18 protein-coding genes are annotated in these 18,060 nt (G+C 37.1%); 8 read left to right on the forward strand and 10 right to left on the reverse strand.

Going from position 1 to position 18,060, the window contains the following annotated elements; all coding sequences use genetic code 11:
* Window positions 1–9: 9 nt before the first annotated feature.
* The 4 genes from celF to PSR14_RS27990 form a co-directional block, all read right to left on the reverse strand.
* Window positions 10–1,335, reverse strand: a complete 1,326-nt coding sequence (gene celF, locus PSR14_RS27975) for a 6-phospho-beta-glucosidase (protein ID WP_098487175.1) — start codon at window positions 1,333–1,335, stop codon at window positions 10–12.
* Window positions 1,336–1,338: 3 nt separating this feature from the next.
* Complete coding sequence (locus tag PSR14_RS27980) at window positions 1,339–1,662, reverse strand: PTS lactose/cellobiose transporter subunit IIA (RefSeq protein WP_000989053.1); 324 nt, start codon at window positions 1,660–1,662, stop codon at window positions 1,339–1,341.
* Window positions 1,663–1,845: 183 nt separating this feature from the next.
* On the reverse strand, window positions 1,846–3,153 hold the full coding sequence (gene celB / locus PSR14_RS27985) for a PTS cellobiose transporter subunit IIC (protein WP_001168828.1): 1,308 nt from the start codon (window positions 3,151–3,153) through the stop codon (window positions 1,846–1,848).
* Between the two features lie 16 nt (window positions 3,154–3,169).
* Window positions 3,170–3,472 carry a PTS sugar transporter subunit IIB gene (locus PSR14_RS27990; RefSeq protein WP_001023569.1) on the reverse strand — a complete coding sequence of 101 codons (303 nt, stop codon included), beginning with the start codon at window positions 3,470–3,472 and terminating at the stop codon, window positions 3,170–3,172.
* Window positions 3,473–3,854: 382 nt separating this feature from the next.
* On the opposite strand from PSR14_RS27990, the gene PSR14_RS27995 reads away from it, so the two are divergent.
* Both PSR14_RS27995 and speD read left to right on the forward strand, forming a co-directional pair.
* On the forward strand, window positions 3,855–4,964 hold the full coding sequence (locus tag PSR14_RS27995) for a polyamine aminopropyltransferase (protein WP_044792027.1): 1,110 nt from the start codon (window positions 3,855–3,857) through the stop codon (window positions 4,962–4,964).
* 27 nt (window positions 4,965–4,991) lie between these two features.
* Window positions 4,992–5,363, forward strand: a complete 372-nt coding sequence (speD, locus tag PSR14_RS28000; protein ID WP_044792025.1) for an adenosylmethionine decarboxylase — start codon at window positions 4,992–4,994, stop codon at window positions 5,361–5,363.
* 109 nt (window positions 5,364–5,472) lie between these two features.
* On the opposite strand, the gene PSR14_RS28005 is transcribed toward speD, so the two are convergent.
* From PSR14_RS28005 to PSR14_RS28015, 3 genes are read right to left on the reverse strand one after another with little or no spacing between them, the layout of a single operon-like run.
* A complete protein-coding gene (locus PSR14_RS28005) occupies window positions 5,473–5,790 on the reverse strand; it encodes a PTS lactose/cellobiose transporter subunit IIA (RefSeq protein ID WP_000379635.1) in 318 nt (105 codons plus the stop codon).
* Between the two features lie 9 nt (window positions 5,791–5,799).
* On the reverse strand, window positions 5,800–7,101 hold the full coding sequence (gene celB / locus PSR14_RS28010) for a PTS cellobiose transporter subunit IIC (RefSeq protein ID WP_000617774.1): 1,302 nt from the start codon (window positions 7,099–7,101) through the stop codon (window positions 5,800–5,802).
* A 14-nt stretch (window positions 7,102–7,115) separates the two neighbouring features.
* Complete coding sequence (locus PSR14_RS28015; protein ID WP_001023546.1) at window positions 7,116–7,418, reverse strand: PTS sugar transporter subunit IIB; 303 nt, start codon at window positions 7,416–7,418, stop codon at window positions 7,116–7,118.
* Window positions 7,419–7,641: 223 nt separating this feature from the next.
* On the opposite strand from PSR14_RS28015, the gene PSR14_RS28020 reads away from it, so the two are divergent.
* The 3 genes from PSR14_RS28020 (at window position 7,642) to PSR14_RS28030 (ending at window position 10,688) form a co-directional block, all read left to right on the forward strand.
* On the forward strand, window positions 7,642–8,859 hold the full coding sequence (locus tag PSR14_RS28020) for a dicarboxylate/amino acid:cation symporter (protein WP_000649370.1): 1,218 nt from the start codon (window positions 7,642–7,644) through the stop codon (window positions 8,857–8,859).
* Between the two features lie 248 nt (window positions 8,860–9,107).
* The gene (locus tag PSR14_RS28025) at window positions 9,108–10,265 is read left to right on the forward strand and encodes an acyltransferase (RefSeq protein WP_101218660.1); all 1,158 of its coding nucleotides are present in this window, start codon (window positions 9,108–9,110) and stop codon (window positions 10,263–10,265) included.
* 42 nt (window positions 10,266–10,307) lie between these two features.
* On the forward strand, window positions 10,308–10,688 hold the full coding sequence (locus tag PSR14_RS28030) for a VOC family protein (protein ID WP_098487172.1): 381 nt from the start codon (window positions 10,308–10,310) through the stop codon (window positions 10,686–10,688).
* 40 nt (window positions 10,689–10,728) lie between these two features.
* Here PSR14_RS28030 and PSR14_RS28035 read toward each other — a convergent pair whose 3' ends face one another.
* Entirely contained in the window at window positions 10,729–12,729 is a 2,001-nt protein-coding gene (locus tag PSR14_RS28035) for a YhgE/Pip domain-containing protein (RefSeq protein ID WP_098487171.1), read from the reverse strand.
* Window positions 12,730–12,864: 135 nt separating this feature from the next.
* On the opposite strand from PSR14_RS28035, the gene PSR14_RS28040 reads away from it, so the two are divergent.
* Window positions 12,865–13,749 carry a LysR family transcriptional regulator gene (locus PSR14_RS28040; protein ID WP_000421916.1) on the forward strand — a complete coding sequence of 295 codons (885 nt, stop codon included), beginning with the start codon at window positions 12,865–12,867 and terminating at the stop codon, window positions 13,747–13,749.
* Window positions 13,750–13,796: 47 nt separating this feature from the next.
* On the opposite strand, the gene PSR14_RS28045 is transcribed toward PSR14_RS28040, so the two are convergent.
* Both PSR14_RS28045 and PSR14_RS28050 read right to left on the reverse strand, forming a co-directional pair.
* Window positions 13,797–14,882, reverse strand: coding sequence for a transcriptional regulator (locus tag PSR14_RS28045; protein ID WP_142328644.1), 1,086 nt, complete (start codon window positions 14,880–14,882; stop codon window positions 13,797–13,799).
* Between the two features lie 91 nt (window positions 14,883–14,973).
* The gene (locus PSR14_RS28050; protein WP_000283184.1) at window positions 14,974–15,123 is read right to left on the reverse strand and encodes a hypothetical protein; all 150 of its coding nucleotides are present in this window, start codon (window positions 15,121–15,123) and stop codon (window positions 14,974–14,976) included.
* Between the two features lie 244 nt (window positions 15,124–15,367).
* Between PSR14_RS28050 and cydA the strand changes: the two genes are divergently transcribed.
* Both cydA and PSR14_RS28060 read left to right on the forward strand, forming a co-directional pair.
* Window positions 15,368–16,723 (forward strand): cytochrome ubiquinol oxidase subunit I, encoded by a 1,356-nt coding sequence (gene cydA / locus PSR14_RS28055; RefSeq protein ID WP_000381959.1) that lies wholly within the window; start codon window positions 15,368–15,370, stop codon window positions 16,721–16,723.
* Complete coding sequence (locus tag PSR14_RS28060; protein ID WP_000544181.1) at window positions 16,716–17,741, forward strand: cytochrome d ubiquinol oxidase subunit II; 1,026 nt, start codon at window positions 16,716–16,718, stop codon at window positions 17,739–17,741. Before cydA ends, PSR14_RS28060 begins: the two co-directional genes overlap by 8 nt.
* Window positions 17,742–18,060: the final 319 nt, after the last annotated feature.

Consider the following 18,060-nt stretch of genomic DNA (forward strand, 5'->3'; position numbering starts at 1 on the left):
GCGCCGCTTTTATTTATCTACCTTTTTGAAGAACTGCGGAAGATATTCTTTATGCGCTTCCAACATTTCATCTAAAATTTGTTTTGCCACTTTATCTGATGGTACAAGTGGGTTAATTGTCATAGCAAGCAGCGCTTTATGATAATCCCCTGTAACAGCAGCTTCAATTGTTGTGCGCTCAAATGATTTAATTTGTTGTACTAAACCGCGAACTGGTACTGGAAGATCTCCAACTGCAATTGGTTTTGGACCTTCTTTCGTAATAATACAGTTCACTTCAACAGCCGAATCATGTGGCAAGCTTGCAATTGTTCCGTTGTTTCGTGTATTAACAGGCTGGATATCACCTTTATTATTATAAATAGACGTAATTAAGCTACATGCTGCGTCACTATAATAAGCGCCTCCACGTTTTTCTAATTGTGGTGGTTTAATATCTAAATTCGGGTCTTTATATAACTCGAATAAATCATCTTCTAATTGTTTTACTACTTCTGCACGTGTACCTTTTTCAACCGAAGCTTCTTTCTCTTCTTCTAGCATTTCACGTGTTTTGTAGTAGTAACGATGGTATGGACATGGAATTGCACGAAGGCCGCGAATAAAGTCTGGCTCCCAGTTAAGCGCAGCGATATTTTCCATCGTAATTTGCTTTTCTGGATCTGTTACAAGTTCTAACACACGATCCATTACACTTACGCCATCTAAGTATACGTCTAATCCATATACCATGTGATTTAAACCTGCAAAATCAACGTGAACACGACTTGCATCTACTTCAAGCAATTTTGCAAGACCCATGCGGATTCCGATTGGAACGTTACATAGACCAACTACTCTTTGAATATTTGTATAACGAAGAACAGCTTCTGTTACCATACCAGCTGGGTTTGCAAAGTTAATTAACCATGCATTCGGACAAAGCTCCTCCATATCCTTACAAATATCTAAAATAACAGGAATCGTTCTCAATGCTTTGAATAAACCACCAGGACCATTCGTTTCCTGACCGATTACATCATATTTTAACGGGATTGCTTCATCTTTTGCGCGAGCTTCTAATAAACCTACGCGAAGCTGCGTCGTTACGAAGTCAGCATCTTTTAATGCTTCGCGACGATCAAGCGTTAAATGTACCTCAATTGGTAAACCAGATTTTTTTACCATACGTTTCGCTAAGTTACCAACGATTTCTAACTTTTCTTTTCCTGCCTCAATATCTACTAACCAAATTTCACGAACAGGAAGCTCATCATAACGTTTAATAAATCCTTCAATTAACTCTGGTGTATAACTAGATCCACCGCCGATTGTAGCAATTTTAATTCCAGTCATGCTTTATTCCCCTTTCGCTTCAAGCTTTTTATAAAGATCGATAAACTCTGTTGCTAATTCTTTTACTGTAATCGCATTCATTAAATGATCTTGTGCGTGAATTAAAAGAACACTAATCTCTGTTTTTTCTCCTCTTGCTTCTGATTGTATGAGCTCCGTTTGGAAATGATGCGCTTCATTAATCGCTTCTTTCGCCTTTACCATCGCTTCATCAGCCTCTGCCATTTTCCCCTGTTTGGCAAATTGAAGTGCCTCCATCGCAAAGCTTCGTGCATTACCACTATTTAAAATCAATTGGAATGGAATTTGTTCTGCTGTAGTCATCATAATTACCGCCCTCTCCATTATCGTTCAACCGACTTACATACCCCTTCAGTTTGAACATTTCTATTAAAATATTAATTTATGAATGATAGTTTGGTGTTCTTGTAGATGGATCTCATCTTTTTGAACATGATATAAAGGTGATTGTCCTCACAGATAGTGTTATCTGTGAGAACAATTACTGTGTTACATAGGTACAGAGTTGTTATTTCCTTGTGCTGCTGCTTTTTCAGTACGAACAACAGAACGATCGCATAATACAACGAATGGATAATAGATTACCATCGCAATTACAAAGTTGAATAACTGTAGAATTGCGCCTGAAAGATGCCCACCTGTTACAAGATAACCACTAATAATTGGTGGTGTTGCCCATGGAATCATCGCAACTGTTTTTGGTACCCAACCAATAGATATAGCTGTATAAGAAGTAATTACTAATACGATTGGTGTTATGATAAACGGCAAGAATAAAACTGGATTTAAAATAATTGGTGTACCAAAGATTACTGGTTCGTTAATGTTGAATGCACCTGGACCAATTGATAAGCGAGATACACCGCGTAATTGTGCACTTTTTGCTACAAGTAATACAACTACTAAGAACGCTAATGTTGCACCAGAACCACCCAGATATACGAAAGTATCAAAGAATGGTTTTGTAACAATGTTTGGAACATCAAATGCAGATGTACCACCTTGGAATAACTTCATGTTTTTCTCTAATGCCGGTAAGTATAATGGCTCAATAATACCACCAACGATATTCGGACCATGTAAACCGAAGAACCAAAGAAGATGAACAAGGAGTACAATGACAATTGCACTTGGTAATGTCCCTGCTAAACTTTGCAGTGGTGATTGAATCGTATTAAAGATAAATTCATGAACACTTGTACCAGCTAATTTCACTGCTAATTGAATACCTGCAACTACTGTTAAAATAACAAATGCTGGAACTATAGCTGCAAAAGATCTTAAAACTGCTGGTGGTACTCCATCAGGCATTTTAAAAGTAATGTTTCTTTGTACGAAGAAACGGAATACTTCAGTAACAAGGAGTGCCACAATAATTGCTACGAATAACCCTTGTGCACCTGTCCAAACTAAGTTCAATCCGCCTTCTTTCGGTGTTGTTGGCGTAAGAATAATTAACGCACCAAATGAAATAATACCTGCTGACAAACCATCAACGCCGTAAGATTTTGCTAAGTTATAACTTGTTGTAAATGCTATGATTAGTGCTAGAATCGCGAAAGAACCAGTCCACATTCCACCGCCAACTTGTTTCCACGTTTCACCAAACAAACCTTTCATGAAATCTTGGAAAGCTTCAGATGGAAAACCATTAATTAGTGATGCCAGTGCACCAACTAAAATAAGTGGCATAACTGCAATAAATCCGTCACGGATCGCAGCTAAGTGACGTTGCGATCCGATTTTACCAGCGACAGGAACAATATATTTCTCCATGAATGCAATAAACTTTTGCATTTTGCTTCCCCCCTAATTATTTTTTAAGTGTTAATGCGTGATCTAAAACTGCTTCTCCATTCATCATGCCGTAGTGCATTGGATTGATAACGTCGATTCCAACATTTCTCTCATCAGCAAGCGTTTTCATTGAAGACAGCATGTAACGAACTTGTGGTCCTAGTAATAATACATCTGCTTGATCGATATTTGTTTTTACTGCATCCCCAGATACAGCCCAAATCTTTCCTTCTAGACCGCGAGCTTTTGCAGCCGCTTCCATTTTTGTAACTAGTAAACTTGTAGACATCCCTGCTGAGCAACATAATAAAATATTCATTTGAAAATCCCCCTTGTGTAGTATAAAAAATTTATATTTTATTTATTTTTCTTTACGCTATTTATTAATGCAATTAGCGTGCCAACTTTTTAAAACCACTAAAATCAGCACTTTTTCGACTATTTTCTTTGTGTGTTAACGCTTTCAATTAGTGTGTCGATCAAAAAACACACAGTGTGTTATAAAACAACACGCTTTTAACACATAACTGTATGAAAATAGATTAGTGTTTAGTTGTCTAGTTGTGTTTAAAACAAAAAAACACTAAAAAAATTTTTTTAGCGTGAAAATCTATTAAAAAACTCCTCTATCTATTGTCCAAGCAAACTCTACTAAATTACATAGAATAGAGTAAAGTAACACAATTCGAAAGGGGATTCCTATGCCAAAACATAGAAAACAAAGCAAAATAAAGATTTATAGAATAACAAGCTATAAAAAAGACAAACGTTCTGAATTAGACTCTAACAAATTTGAACTAGAACAGCAGGAAATAGAAAATAAGCAGGACAAGCACGGTAAACAAGGCAAACAGGATAAACAGGATAAACAGGATAAGCAAGCACAAACGGAAAATGTAGTCATAGTACCCACGGATTCACACAACCTAGATATATGGGATGAAATTTCTTTAAAAGAAATACAAGCTGGTGAACATACAAGTTTATTGAATGAAAAAAGCAATTATCAAAATATTCATTTGCTACAAGTAAGCGATATCCGTTTATATTTGGACAAGCAACTACAATTCAGTTCCGTCGATGAGCAAATTTATCATGAAGCACTTGTACATCCAATTATGTCAAAAGTAATTGATCCAAAACGTGTTCTCATATTAGGTGGTGGCGATGGCCTTGCCCTGCGAGAAGTTTTGAAATATGAAACTGTGCTACATGTAGACCTTGTTGATTTAGATGAGGCAATGATTAATATGGCACGTAATGTTCCAGAAATAGTATCTTTAAACAACAATGCATTTTTGGATAGTCGCGTGAATGTGCACGTATGTGATGCGAAAGAATTTCTAAATTCTCCTTCATCCTTATACGATGTAATTATTATTGATTTTCCTGATCCAGCAACAGAAATTTTAAGTACTTTATATACAAGCGAACTTTTTGCACGTATCGCTACGTTTTTAACAGAAGATGGGGCATTCGTCTGCCAATCTAATTCACCTGCTGATGCACCTCTAGTATATTGGAGTATCGGTAATACAATTGAACATGCGGGATTAACTGTGAAAAGTTATCATACAATCGTTCCTTCTTTCGGAACTGACTGGGGATTTCATATTGCCGCTAATTCTGCCTATGTACTCGATCAAATTGAGCAATTATATGTAGTGCCAACGCCTCGAACATTACCTTCCCTTCTTTCTCCTTTATTTCAATTTAGAGAAGAACATTTAGAACAACGTAATCTCGCTCTTTTAAACTCAGAATCGAATCTTATCCTACATCAATGTTACAAACAGGAAATGGAATTTTAACAACATTATAGTAAGGAGCGCTACCTTATGGAATATTCTACTTTCGGTAAGCATATAATAGTAGATTTATGGGGAGTGGATTTTTCCCTATTAGATGATATTTACTTTTTAGAACATCATTTAGTTCACGCTGCTGATCAATCTGGTGCCCACGTTTTAAACGTAAGTACAAAAGAATTTGATCCGCATGGTGTTACTGTTTTAGTTTTACTATCAGAAAGCCACCTCTCTATTCACACTTATCCAGAAAAAAACTTTGCCGCCATTGATTGTTATACGTGCGGTACAACCGTTGAACCGCAAATAGCGATTGATTATATCGTAAGTATATTGAAACCAAATGAGATGCATATAAAAAAGCTAATCCGTGGTATAGGGGAGATTGTTACTGTCGATTAAATATCACTCTTACTCATTTGTAAAAAGGAGGATTGTAAATACCATCAGTGGAACAAACACTCCACTGATGGTACAGACACATACATAAAAAACCTTGCATAAGCAAGGTTCATTCAGTCACTGACATCTTCTTATATAATTCTACAAATTCACTCGCTAATTCCTTCACCGTAATTGCATTCATTAAATGATCTTGTGCGTGCACCATCAGAAGGGTAACTTCGGTCTTTTCACCACCGGCTTCTTTCTGTATGAGATCCGTTTGTACACGGTGTGCCTCTTTTAATTCCTCTAACGCTTCTTGTAATTTCGCTTCTGCTTCTGTAAACTCTCCACGCTTCGCGCAATCAATTGCTTCCATTGAACAACTTCTCGCATTTCCCCCATGCAAGATTAAGTGAAAGGCCTTCGTTTCTATCGTATCCATTTTAGTTCTTTACTCCCCCTTTTCTTCCGCCACTTTTTGTTTATCCCATATTTTTAAGAACGGTAAATAAATGAAGAATGCAAGCGCAAAGTTAACAAGTTGTAAAACAACACCTGAAATTTTCCCACCTGATCCTAAATATCCACTAAATAGAATTGGTGTCGTCCAAGGAACAGCAGCACCGCTCGGACGAGCAACTAATCCCCATTCCATTGCAAAGTAAGAAACAATTGTTAACACAACTGGAACCAATATAAATGGAATTAATAAAATTGGATTCATGACAATCGGCATCCCAAAAGTTACCATCTCATTAATATTAAATATACCAGGCGCAATTGACAATCTACCTATACTTTTTAATTGCTGACTTCGGGCAAATAATAACATTCCTACAACTAAAGCAAGCGTTGCACCAGATCCGCCCATATAAATCCATAAATCAAAAAACTGTGCAGTAATCGTATTTGGTATATCTTGCCCTGCTTGGTAAGCAATTCGGTTTTGATCCATTAATGACAACCAAACGGGACTCATTACACCACCAACAATAGTAGCTCCATGAATTCCACATGACCAAAGAACATGAACGAGAATAACAGCTATTATTGCGCCCCAAAGACTAGCACCAAGTACACTAAGTGGTTCCTGTAAAATTTGCCCTACAATATTATGGATACTACCAAAAGAAGTATTTTCTATAATTAAGCGTAAAAGCCAAATAACCGTTACAACAATAAATCCTGGAACAAGCGCGGCAAATGAACGTGTCACAGCTGGCGGAACTGTCTCTGGCATCTTTATAATTATCTTTTTTTGTACAATAAACCGATAAAGTTCAGTAGATATAAGTGCAATAATCATTGCTACAAATAACCCTTGGCTTCCCATTAATACAGCTGGGATAGCACCTTCTACAAGTACACTCTCTTTTGTACTTGGTATAATATATGCAACTTGAAATGGTGTCGCAAGTAAAAACGTCACAAGCGACAATGCCCCGGATGCTAAAGCGTCCACTTTATAATATTCTCCAAGTCTGTAAGCGATTCCAAAAACAGCTATTAAAGCCATTATATTAAAAGTTGCACTAACTGGATACCCCAAAGCCCTCTGCCAATTCTCCCCAAACAAACCTGCCATAAAATCATTATAACCTGGTATTGGTAAAGCACTAATGATGAGGAAAAATGATCCTATAATTAAGAACGGCATCGTCAATACAAGTCCATCACGAATTGCTAGCAAATGCCTCTGCTCTGCAACCTTTCCTGCTACCGGCATTACATATTTCTCTAAAAACCGTATCATCTATCCCACTCTCCTCATGGTTTCATTGACAAAGCTGCTTGCAAGATAGCTTCCCCATTACAAAGTCCGTAATGAACGGATTGAATGACATCAACAGGTACCCCTTTCTCCTTACATAATTCCTTCATTTTCGGTAATAAATAACGTACTTGTGGCCCAAGTAAAAGTACATCGGCTTTATCAATATGGCTATTTACTTCAGAACCTGATACAGCCCAAATCTTTACCTCTATTCCTCTTGCCTCTGCTGCTTTCTCCATTTTAGTAACAATCAAACTGGAAGACATTCCCGCTGCACAGCAAAGCAAAATATTCATCTCGCTTCCCTCCCCCTTCTTCTCAACCTAAATGATGGCGCATCCCTTACCACAACTAGGTTACAAATATATATGTCTAGATTTCCTGCTGTATGCCGAGCTTAAAAACAAAAATTTCTCGGTTTTCACGCTATTCCATCTATCCGTATTCTCCTAGTAAAGAGGACTTTAACTCGCTATAATAATTCAGTATGATTTTTTTAATTGATAGGAGGATATATTTATGAAGGCATATCGCTTTCCACTTATTTTATTATCTTCTATCCTAATTGGTGGTTTCATTGGTTATTTCATGGGTGCCGATGCAGTTGCTTTAAAGCCGCTTGGTGACATTTTCTTAAACTTAATGTTTACGATTGTTGTACCGTTAGTGTTCTTTAGCATCGCGTCATCTATTGCTAATATGGATGGATTAAAACGTTTCGGTAAAATTATGTCTAGTATGGCTGGGACTTTCTTATTTACAAGTATTTTAGCTGCTATTTTTATGATTATTGTCGTGAAAGTATTCCCGCCAGCACAAGGTGTTGTATTAGAACTAACCCAACCTGACAAAGCTGAAAAAGCAGTTAGTGTTGCAGATCAAATCGTCGGTATTCTAACAGTATCTGACTTCTCGAAGTTACTATCTCGTGAAAATATGTTAGCTCTTATTTTCTTCTCTATTTTAATGGGGATTGCAACTTCAGCAGTTGGTGAAAAAGGAAAACCATTCGCTACATTCTTACAAGCTGGTGCAGAAATTTCAATGAAAGTCGTATCTTTCATTATGTACTACGCTCCAATCGGACTTGCTGCTTACTTCGCAGCATTAGTTGGTGAATTCGGACCACAGCTTCTTGGAACTTACTTCCGAGCAGCAATGGTATACTATCCAGCGTCTCTTATTTACTTCTTTGTATTCTTTACGTTCTATGCATACCTTGCAGGTCGCAAGCAAGGTGTACAAGTATTTTGGAAGAACATGGTCTCTCCTACAGTTACATCTCTTGCAACTTGTAGTAGTGCCGCAAGTATTCCAGCGAACTTAGAAGCAACGAAGAAAATGGGTATCTCTTCTGACGTTCGTGAAACAGTTGTCCTTCTTGGATCTACACTTCATAAAGACGGCTCTGTTTTAGGCGGCGTATTAAAAATTGCTTTCTTATTCGGTATTTTCAACATGGAATTCGAAGGACCAAAAACATTAGCAATCGCACTTGTTGTTTCTCTATTAGTAGGAACAGTAATGGGCGCTATTCCAGGCGGCGGTATGATTGGTGAAATGTTAATCGTTTCTTTATATGGCTTCCCGCCAGAAGCATTGCCAATTATCGCAGCAATCAGTACAATCATTGATCCTCCTGCAACGATGTTAAACGTAACAGCAGATAACGCTTGTGCCGTAATGACAGCTCGCCTTGTAGAAGGTAAGAACTGGATCAAAAACAAATTTGCTTAATAGATAGAAAGAGGATGCTCGTTTTGAGTATCCTCTTTTTGTCGTTATTTGTTGATAAGTCGATATCCCTTGTCGAAACGTCGATATATTGAAAAAATCGTTGATATATTTGAAGTTATGAACGATATATCCGAAAAATCGTCGATATAATCTATTCCGCCACAAATTTGTTAAAAACTTCACAAATATTCCACACCTCTTATCTATTCTCCGTATTATAATCATGTATGGAAAAGGAGATGGACCTAATGACACAAAGCGCACCTGAATTTAAAGTTTTGCAAAGCATTGCATTCCTTGCTGTCGTTTTGCAAAGTTCGTTATTATATACAATGAATCAAGGACATGTTTTACTTGAGCAATCCCTCATTATGGGTATGCTATTTAATCTCGCAAAATTTTCAGCACCTGCATTCATATTTATCGTCGGCTTCCACTTAATTCGTCAATATACAAAGCAACTTGCCTACGCAGAATATATTTATGAAAAAGCCGCACATTTACTCATTCCTTATCTCTTCTGGTCTATTCTTTACTTATTAACAACAAACGATATGATTACACTACAAAGCGGAATAAAAAGTTTATTACTCGGAACAGCCGCACCCCATCTTTGGTATGTGATTATGATGTTTCAAATTCACCTACTGTTCCCTTTACTGTGCACACTATTTTATTGGTTTCAAAAACGAACAGAAAATAAAAAAGACATATATAAATATATGACCGTCTTTGCTTGCCTATATTTCCTCTTAATGTGGTATTCTTCGCACTACATTTTTAATGGCGAGAAATTGACTAGCTCAACCATTTTACATTATACAGACCGTTCCTTCTTCTTCTACTCATTCTATTTCGTCATGGGAGGAATCGCTGCTGTCGCACTAAAAGCGTGGCGTACATTTGTCATAAAACATATTCCGCTTATTACAATCTTATTTTTTATCTTATTTTTATTCATCAATTATGAGTTATTTAGTTTTTACGGAGCAAACTCTATTCATTTAACCGTTTCGACTTATTTAAAACCGTCTATGTTTTTATATATCGTATGCGAAATTATCATACTTTACGTGCTTTCTATTACAATCGTACAGAGACGCAGTTTCTTATATAAAGCTTTACGATTTATCGGGAATTACACATATGGTGCTTATTTAGCTCACTTTTTCTTCTTGCAACTATGTACAAAGTTTCTTTCTCTATTCACACTGCAAGAAAACACAATATTATATAGCCTATTATTATTTACAATAACAGCCACAATCTCGATTTCAGCAATAGTCATATGCAGTGCACTACCATTTCATACATGGATTACAGGACCTTCTCCTACGACAAATATGAGATGGGCGAAGATTGTACTTCGGAAAAATCACGAAAAGGTATTCAAACCATATCTTTGATATAATAGAATTCCATACACGAAAAGAAAGTAGGACACACCTATGATTAATCAAATTGGACAAATTATGCTATATGTAAATAATCAAGATGAAGCCATGCAATTTTGGACTGAGACAGTAGGATTCCAAATTATTGCGGAAGAAAATAACGGACAAGGTTTTCGCTGGATTGAAATTGCACCATCAAAAGAAGCAGGAACAAGCATCGTCCTTCACGATAAAGAGTTAATTGCAAAGATGCAACCTGAATTAAACTTAGGTACTCCTTCACTTATGTTCTTCTCTAACAACTTAGATCAACTATATAAAGATCTTTCTGAGAAAAACGTTACTATTGGACAAATTGTAGATTTACCTACTGGCAGAGCTTTTAACTTTGCTGATAATGAAAACAATTACTTTGCGGTAATGGAACGCAAATAAAAAAGAAGCTATCCGAAAAAGTCGGATAGCTTCTTTCATTTTAAGAAACTTGTTCTGCATTCGTTTCCCTATGTTGTATATGGCTCGTGATCCAAGCAATTCCGCCAGCAACAACGAGATAGCATAACAATATTAAAATTTGCATTTGTAATTGCGACCAATCTCCTAAAGAAATCACATCTTGCAATCCTCTAAGAGAATGGGACATTGGGAGAAATTGTCCAATCTTGCTAAGAACAGCTATATTTAATTCTCCTGGGAAAGTCCCACCGCTCGTCGCTAATTGCAAGACGAGAAGCGTTACCGCTAAGAACTTTCCAACAAGACCAAATACCGTTACTAACATAAGAATAAACGTCATGAACGTAAAGGAAATAACGATACTTGATAAAACAAAGAGTGGCACACTTGCAACTTCTAATTTCATAACTCCTAGCACAACTACATCTACAAGCAATGCTTGAATAAGTCCAATTACATATACTAAGCCTAATTTGTTAATAAAATGTACTGTTCCACTTACTTTCATATTTTGTCTACGGCCAAGCGGTAAAATATTCGACGCCATAATTCCGCCAACATAAAATGCAAGTGATAAGAAATATGGTGCAATACCTGAACCGTAATTAGGCACGTCAGAAACTGTTGACTTTACTAATTGAACTGGCTCTGAGAACATCGTATTGCGTGCATCATCATTGCGAACATCCGCTATCTTCTCTGCGCCCTCTCCCAATTTCGTAGAAAGTTCTTTCGCACCATCGTCAAGTTTAACAAGTCCGTTCGTTAACTGATCAGCACCATGATTCAGCTCTGTTCCCCCGCTCGCAAGTTGATTTACACCTTCTTGTAATGATGTAAACCCAGTTCCCCATTTCGTAAATCCACTAGCTAAATTTGTAGCACCATCTGCTATCTTTTTCGTTCCAGCAGTAGCTTCATTTAACTTAACTCCGAATGTATTCATACCTTCTTCAACCTTATGCTGACCATCTGCAAGCTTCTGTGCGCCTTGTGTCAATTGTTTCTGACTATTATTTAAAGTGTTTGTTGCTTGAGCTAATCCATTAGAAGTAGCGATAATCTTTTGAAAAGCAGGGTCTTGCTGCACCTCTGGATGACTTTTCACGTACTCTTCTAATTGTTGTTTTACACTATTTGCTGCATTGTCCGCTTTCACTTGCCCGTCAGCAAGTTTCTCACTTCCGTTCACCCATTCATTTGTACCAGCACTTAATTCACTAACCCCTGATTGTAAGTTTTTTTCACCTTGTGCTAATAACTCCATACCACTATGAAGGGATTTTGCCCCTTCACTCAGCTCATTCGCTCCATCAGTTAAAGCTGATTGACTAGAAGCAAGTTTTTCACTTCCCTCTTTCACTTTTGATGTCCCGTCACTTAAACGATGAATTCCATCTGCAAGCTGATTTGCCCCATTTTTTGCATCTGTCGTTCCTTCATGTAACTTCTTAGCGCCATCACTTGCATCATTCAACCCTTGTGCTAAGTCTTGAAACTTTGAAAAGACACCTTCTGTATAAGATTTCGTAATACTATTTGAAATTTTTGTTTTCATATTTTCAACAGCTGTCGTTCCAATTTGCGCTGCTACAAAGTTTTTACCCGGATTTACTTTGTACTGCAATTGTGCTGGTTCTGGTTTTTCATCCATAAGTGTACTTACCTTTTTAGAGAAATCGGCTGGAATCGTAACAACCATATAGTACTTATCTTCTTTTAATCCTTCGTCAGCATTTTTTTCTGATACGAAATGAAAAGCCAGCTCCTTATTCTCTTTTAAATTTTTTACGAAATCGTCTCCTGCATGAATTGTTTTCTCATCCATTGCAGCACCCTTATCTAAATTTACAATCGCAACAGGTAATTTATCTAATTTTCCGTATGGATCCCAATATCCAGCTAAAAAGAACCCTGAATAAATTAAAGGAACGATTAACAAAAAAATTAAAGCGATACGCCCATGTTTATGGTGCCACATCGCTTTCCAATCTTTAAATACAAGTTGAATTCCTTTCATGAAACATACTCCTTCTCCGAATTTCACACCATTAGAATGGTTTAACAGATTTACTATACACGTCCATTTCCATACTGTATAATACATCTTTAATTATCAATCCATTCCTTTTGGTCTATAGAAAGGAGAATCAAAATGGAACTTCTTCAACTAAAATACTTTCAAACAGTTGCACGATTAGAGCATATGACAAAAGCCGCTGAAGAATTGCATATCGCACAGCCTTCACTCAGCAAAACAATTGCTAGATTAGAAAAGGACTTGGGCGTTCCGTTATTTGACCGCCAAGGGCGACAAATTACATTAAACTCTTTCGGGAAAGTATTTTTAAAACGAGTAGAGCGCATTTTTCATGAATTAAGTGAAGGCGAACGAGAAATTAAAGATTTAGCTGACTTACAACAAAGCTCTATTACGTTGGCTGTTTCTATTCCAAGAATATTACCCGAACTAATTGGTTCTTTTTTACTAGAACATCCTAACGTTCGATTCCAACAATTTCTCGCATCTACTCCTTCTATGAAACGACAACTAGATAATATAGAAATTGACTTTTGCATTTCTTCTGTGCCAATTGAAGGCGAAGAGATTATTTGGGAACCACTTATTACAGAAGAAATTTTCTTAGTCGTCCCTTCAGGGCACCGTTTATCAGAACGTGAAAGTGTATATTTGCATGAAGTAAAAGACGAACCGTTCATTAGTATGAACACTGGTTACGGATTTCGGCACTTAACAGATGAATTTTGTAAAGAAGCTGGCTTCACTCCACATATTGCTTTTGAAGTAGATGAACCAACCGTGATTAGCGACCTGATTAAGCAAGGCCTCGGCATCGCCTTTGTCCCAAGTTTAACTTTATTAAAAAACTCTACTTTAGCATTAAATAAGTTACGTATTATTGAACCAAATTGTGAGCGAACGATTGGGTTAAGCTGGTCAAAAAAACGTTACTTATCGAAAACTGCTCAGAAATTCCGTGAATTCGTAATTGATTACTTCTCCAATATTAGGACTTAAAATGATATTAAACAATAAAAGATGCCATCCCCATAGGGTGGCACCTTTTATTTTTCACTCTTCTCTAATTCTATTTCAGCTAAAAGCGGCAAAACATTATCAAAAATATGCGTATTGTTATTTTCGCCTGTTACATATCCACCGTAGTATCTACTAAATACGTTGTTATTTCGGAATGTGGCCATATGATCATATAATTCCTTTGCGAAATTTGTATCACCTGTTTGTAGTACGTACAAAATCGTTAATCCGTAAGCGGCTGGCGATTCATAATTCACAGTTTGTTTTCCCGTTTCTAAATTGTAACGACCGTATAGCTTTCCATCCTCCTGGAATTTCTTCTTTATAAATTCCAAATAAGCATCTGATGAAAGACCACCTAAACTACGATGATATGCAACGTATGATTGGTCAATCAGATTCACTTCTTTGTCGTACGTAAATGTACCATCTGCTTTATACTCTTTCGGGAATGCCCATCCATGCCTTGGATAATCCGCTAAAAATTGAACGACTTCCTCATATTGCTGAGCAGAAACTTTTCCATACTTTTTCATATAGGAGAATGCATGCGGATTTACATATGACGTTGTTGCAAAATCATTTTGTTTCCTTGCATCTGCATCATAATAATCAACATAATAATTATCTTTCTTATTATAACGAATTACAGCATCACTCAATTGATCTGCCAAGTTTTTATAGCGCTCTTCCTTGTACATTTCATAAGCGCGATATAACTGTTCTATAATACGAAGATCATCAATAAGTGCATTTGTAGCTGACTGCATTTCTCCCTTTTCAGAGATTTTCCATAAAACAATTTGGTTCTTATGTACAAAGTTATTTTGAATAACCTTAACTTGTTCATCGAATAACGCTTGATCGTCTTTATCGAGTGTATATTGCAGCCATAGTCCTGCTGATTCCGATAAAGCTTCACGGCCTTTCGCTTCACCAGTACCTGCTTTTGTATCCTCTAAACGATATGTAGCAAGCGTCCCATTTTCATTCACCATATGTCTTAAAATAAAATGTTCCGTACGGTTTCCTTGCAAAGCTGACCAAAATACAATTCCACCTAAAGCGATTAAAAGAATAACGCCAATCACTATATATATACGTTTCCGCAAACTTTTCACCTCCCTAGTAAGGCTATCCTTAATTTTACCAGAACATACGTAAATGTAAAAAAGACAATCTAATAGATTGTCTCCCGTTCCTTTATCCCTCACAAGCCTCTTTAGAAGGTCTATATAGCGATTCTACGAGTCGATCATACTCACTACGCGTAATCTCTTTATTATACAGCTTCAATAATAAATCTCTATGCTCTTTTGAAAATGCCATCTTTTTAATGACTTCAGGATACATAAAACATCCTCTCCATTTCACATAAACTTCTTCACTCCAAAAACAGAACTTATGTTCGCATAAAAGATTATAAAATATTCCTCACTAAAAAACAAACAAAATATTAACTTCTTTCTATTTAGAATATTCAAACATTATATTACCATATCCACTTTTTAAATACATATATATTTTTGGTAGTTTTTTTGAATAAATCTTCCAATTCAATCAGAAAATAATGGCAAAAAAGAAGAGGAGTTTACATATGGATACGGTAACATTAGCAAGAGCATTTTTCGGTTCTTCACTAGCATTCCACATTATCTTCGCAACACTTGGTGTCGGACTTTCATTAATGATTTTTATAAGTGAAATACTCTATCACTGGAAGAAAGATTCCGACTACGCCATTATGGCGAAAAGATGGACAAAGGCTTTTGCCATCCTTCTCGGTGTAGCAATTCCAACTGGAACAATCGTTGGTGTGCAAATCTCACTGCTTTGGCCTGGTTTTGCCAAAATTGTTGGGCAGGTTATTTCTGTTCCCTTTCAAATTGAGATTTTCGCCTTCTTTTTAGAGGCTTTGTTCATGTCCATTTATGTATATGCAGCTGACAAACTACCTCCATTCATGAGATTAATCTCGCTATTCTTCGTCATGATTGGTGCCACGGCATCCGCCGTGCTTATTACATCGGCAAATACATGGATGAATACACCCGCGGGCTTTTCAATGGGACCAGATGGATCAGTTTTTAACGTTGATCCGTGGAAAGCTTTCTTTAATCCGAGTTTTGGTACGAGCGCATTCCACGTTGTGATTACAGCCTACGCAACTGGAGCTGCCGTCATTGCCTCTATCGCCGGATTTAAATTATTAAAGAAGAATGTAAGTGAACGTGAAGTGGCATATCATAAAAAAGGACTACTGTTAGGACTCGTCGTGACATTTATTACAGGCGCTACGATGTGGCTTTCGGGACACGAATCGGCAATTGCTTTACATAAGCATTCCCCTGAAAAACTGGCATCTGCTGAAGCTTTATTTGAAACGACATCACATGCACCGTTATCAATTGGCGGCGTTGTAGATCCTAACACACTTGAACTAAACTATGCACTAGAAATTCCGAACATGCTTAGCCTACTAGTAGGACTAGACCCTAACACTGTCGTAAAAGGACTAAAGGAATTTCCACAAGAAACATGGCCACCATTTTACACGCATACACTGTTCAATTTAATGGTTGGCACTGCTGCCTTTACCTTTGCAGTTGCAGCAATTGCCCTCTTATATTGGTACTTTGTTTACCGAAAAAAAGAAACAGAGCTACCGAAGTGGCTTCTTTGGGGAGCTGCCGCATGTGGACCAGTTATGATGCTCGGCATTGAATTTGGGTGGATTTTCAGCTGTAGCGGTCGTCAGCCATGGACCATTTACGGTATGCAACGTACAGTCGATGCTTCTACACGCGCCGATTTTGTCGGTCCTTTATTTATTCTATTCATCATTTTATATATTGGACTCGGTATTTTAACAGTTTTTGTACTACGGACATTCTTTAAGAAACATCCGCTTACAAATGATTTACATCACGAAGGAGGCGATTCTCGTGCATGAGGAAAGTATTGCAATCATCATCTTATGGGCTCTTATTTTCGTATACAGTATATTAGGGTCCATCGATTTTGGAGCAGGTTTTTGGGGCATGGTATACGCAAAACATCCAACGCTAGCTGCCAAGCTTGCCAACCGATACTTATCACCGACTTGGGAAGTAACAAATACATTTCTCGTCTTTGTCGTTGTCGCTTTTCTTGGCTTCTTTCCGAAAGCCGCTTTTACCCTAGCAACGGTAATGTTCGTACCCGTTATGTTAATTCTAGTACTCGTGGCAATTCGCAGTACATTTATGGTATTTGCTTATTCCCTGCCGAAGTACCAACACCTTCTTCGTATTATTTCAGGTATTACAGGACTCTTAATTCCAGCCCTATTAATTACCGTTTTACCTGTTACAGAAGGTGCCTATATTACAATGTCTGAAGGAAAAGAAGTACTCCTATATGGAAAACTTCTTTCTAGTCCTGTTATTTATTGTTATATGCTCTTCGGACTAACTTCGGAACTATTTCTTTCCTCTCTCTTTCTTGCTGATTTTGCGAGAGAACAAGGTTCAGAAGATGCATATAGAATTTATAGAAGAAACGCGATTATCCTTGGTCCTGCAACGCTCGTTACGGCGATTATTGCCCTCGTTGTAATGGATCCGGAAACACACTGGCTTATGCAAGGGCTAATAAAGCAATTCACATGGTTTACAGTTTCTATCGTTTTATTCATTATCGGATACTCTTCTCTTTGGTGGACAAACAAGAAGTATGACACACTAGGATACCCTCGCATCGCTGTTTTAGCAGTCGTCGCTCAATATGCATTTGCAAGTTATGCTTACGGCGTTGCGCATTTACCGTATATTATTTATCCTGATGTAACTGTATTTACAAGCTTTACAACGGTCGAAACATTCTATGCATTGCTTATTCTATATGCAATTGGGATTGCAATTTTATTACCAGGATTTATTTTCTTCTGGAATTTATTCTTGAAGGATCGAACTTTTTTGAAGGAAAAATAATATTGTAGGGCCTGTTCCAAAAGGTATTTTGGGGTGGGCTCCTTTTGTCATGTTTTGTCGATAAGTCGATATAATTTAAAAATCGCTGATATATTTTGAGTTGCGCCGATATATTTCAATAATCGCTGATATATTTTGAGTTGCGCCGATATATCTCCATAATCGCCCATATAAATTTCATTTACTATCTTACTGCCCCATTAATTTCTAGACTCCTCTCACAATAGTTATTTCACTAAGAGAGATACTTGTCCCATAACTTGAAAAACACATATTTATTGCACTCCGTTATACGTCTAGTTCTTCTTATTTTTTGCTG

It is taken from the genome of Bacillus sp. A01H, from assembly GCF_045277205.1.
Taxonomy (GTDB): domain Bacteria; phylum Bacillota; class Bacilli; order Bacillales; family Bacillaceae_G; genus Bacillus_A; species Bacillus_A paranthracis.

Bases quoted from the DNA above. Each gene is read 5' to 3' on its own strand.
- celF (WP_098487175.1), bottom strand. From the start codon at position 1,335: ATGACTGGAATTAAAATTGCTACAATCGGCGGTGGATCTAGTTATACA.
- PSR14_RS27980 (WP_000989053.1), bottom strand. From the start codon at position 1,662: ATGATGACTACAGCAGAACAAATTCCATTCCAATTGATTTTAAATAGT.
- celB (WP_001168828.1), bottom strand. From the start codon at position 3,153: ATGCAAAAGTTTATTGCATTCATGGAGAAATATATTGTTCCTGTCGCT.
- PSR14_RS27990 (WP_001023569.1), bottom strand. From the start codon at position 3,472: ATGAATATTTTATTATGTTGCTCAGCAGGGATGTCTACAAGTTTACTA.
- PSR14_RS27995 (WP_044792027.1), top strand. From the start codon at position 3,855: ATGCCAAAACATAGAAAACAAAGCAAAATAAAGATTTATAGAATAACA.
- speD (WP_044792025.1), top strand. From the start codon at position 4,992: ATGGAATATTCTACTTTCGGTAAGCATATAATAGTAGATTTATGGGGA.
- PSR14_RS28005 (WP_000379635.1), bottom strand. From the start codon at position 5,790: ATGGATACGATAGAAACGAAGGCCTTTCACTTAATCTTGCATGGGGGA.
- celB (WP_000617774.1), bottom strand. From the start codon at position 7,101: ATGATACGGTTTTTAGAGAAATATGTAATGCCGGTAGCAGGAAAGGTT.
- PSR14_RS28015 (WP_001023546.1), bottom strand. From the start codon at position 7,418: ATGAATATTTTGCTTTGCTGTGCAGCGGGAATGTCTTCCAGTTTGATT.
- PSR14_RS28020 (WP_000649370.1), top strand. From the start codon at position 7,642: ATGAAGGCATATCGCTTTCCACTTATTTTATTATCTTCTATCCTAATT.
- PSR14_RS28025 (WP_101218660.1), top strand. From the start codon at position 9,108: ATGACACAAAGCGCACCTGAATTTAAAGTTTTGCAAAGCATTGCATTC.
- PSR14_RS28030 (WP_098487172.1), top strand. From the start codon at position 10,308: ATGATTAATCAAATTGGACAAATTATGCTATATGTAAATAATCAAGAT.
- PSR14_RS28035 (WP_098487171.1), bottom strand. From the start codon at position 12,729: ATGAAAGGAATTCAACTTGTATTTAAAGATTGGAAAGCGATGTGGCAC.
- PSR14_RS28040 (WP_000421916.1), top strand. From the start codon at position 12,865: ATGGAACTTCTTCAACTAAAATACTTTCAAACAGTTGCACGATTAGAG.
- PSR14_RS28050 (WP_000283184.1), bottom strand. From the start codon at position 15,123: ATGTATCCTGAAGTCATTAAAAAGATGGCATTTTCAAAAGAGCATAGA.
- cydA (WP_000381959.1), top strand. From the start codon at position 15,368: ATGGATACGGTAACATTAGCAAGAGCATTTTTCGGTTCTTCACTAGCA.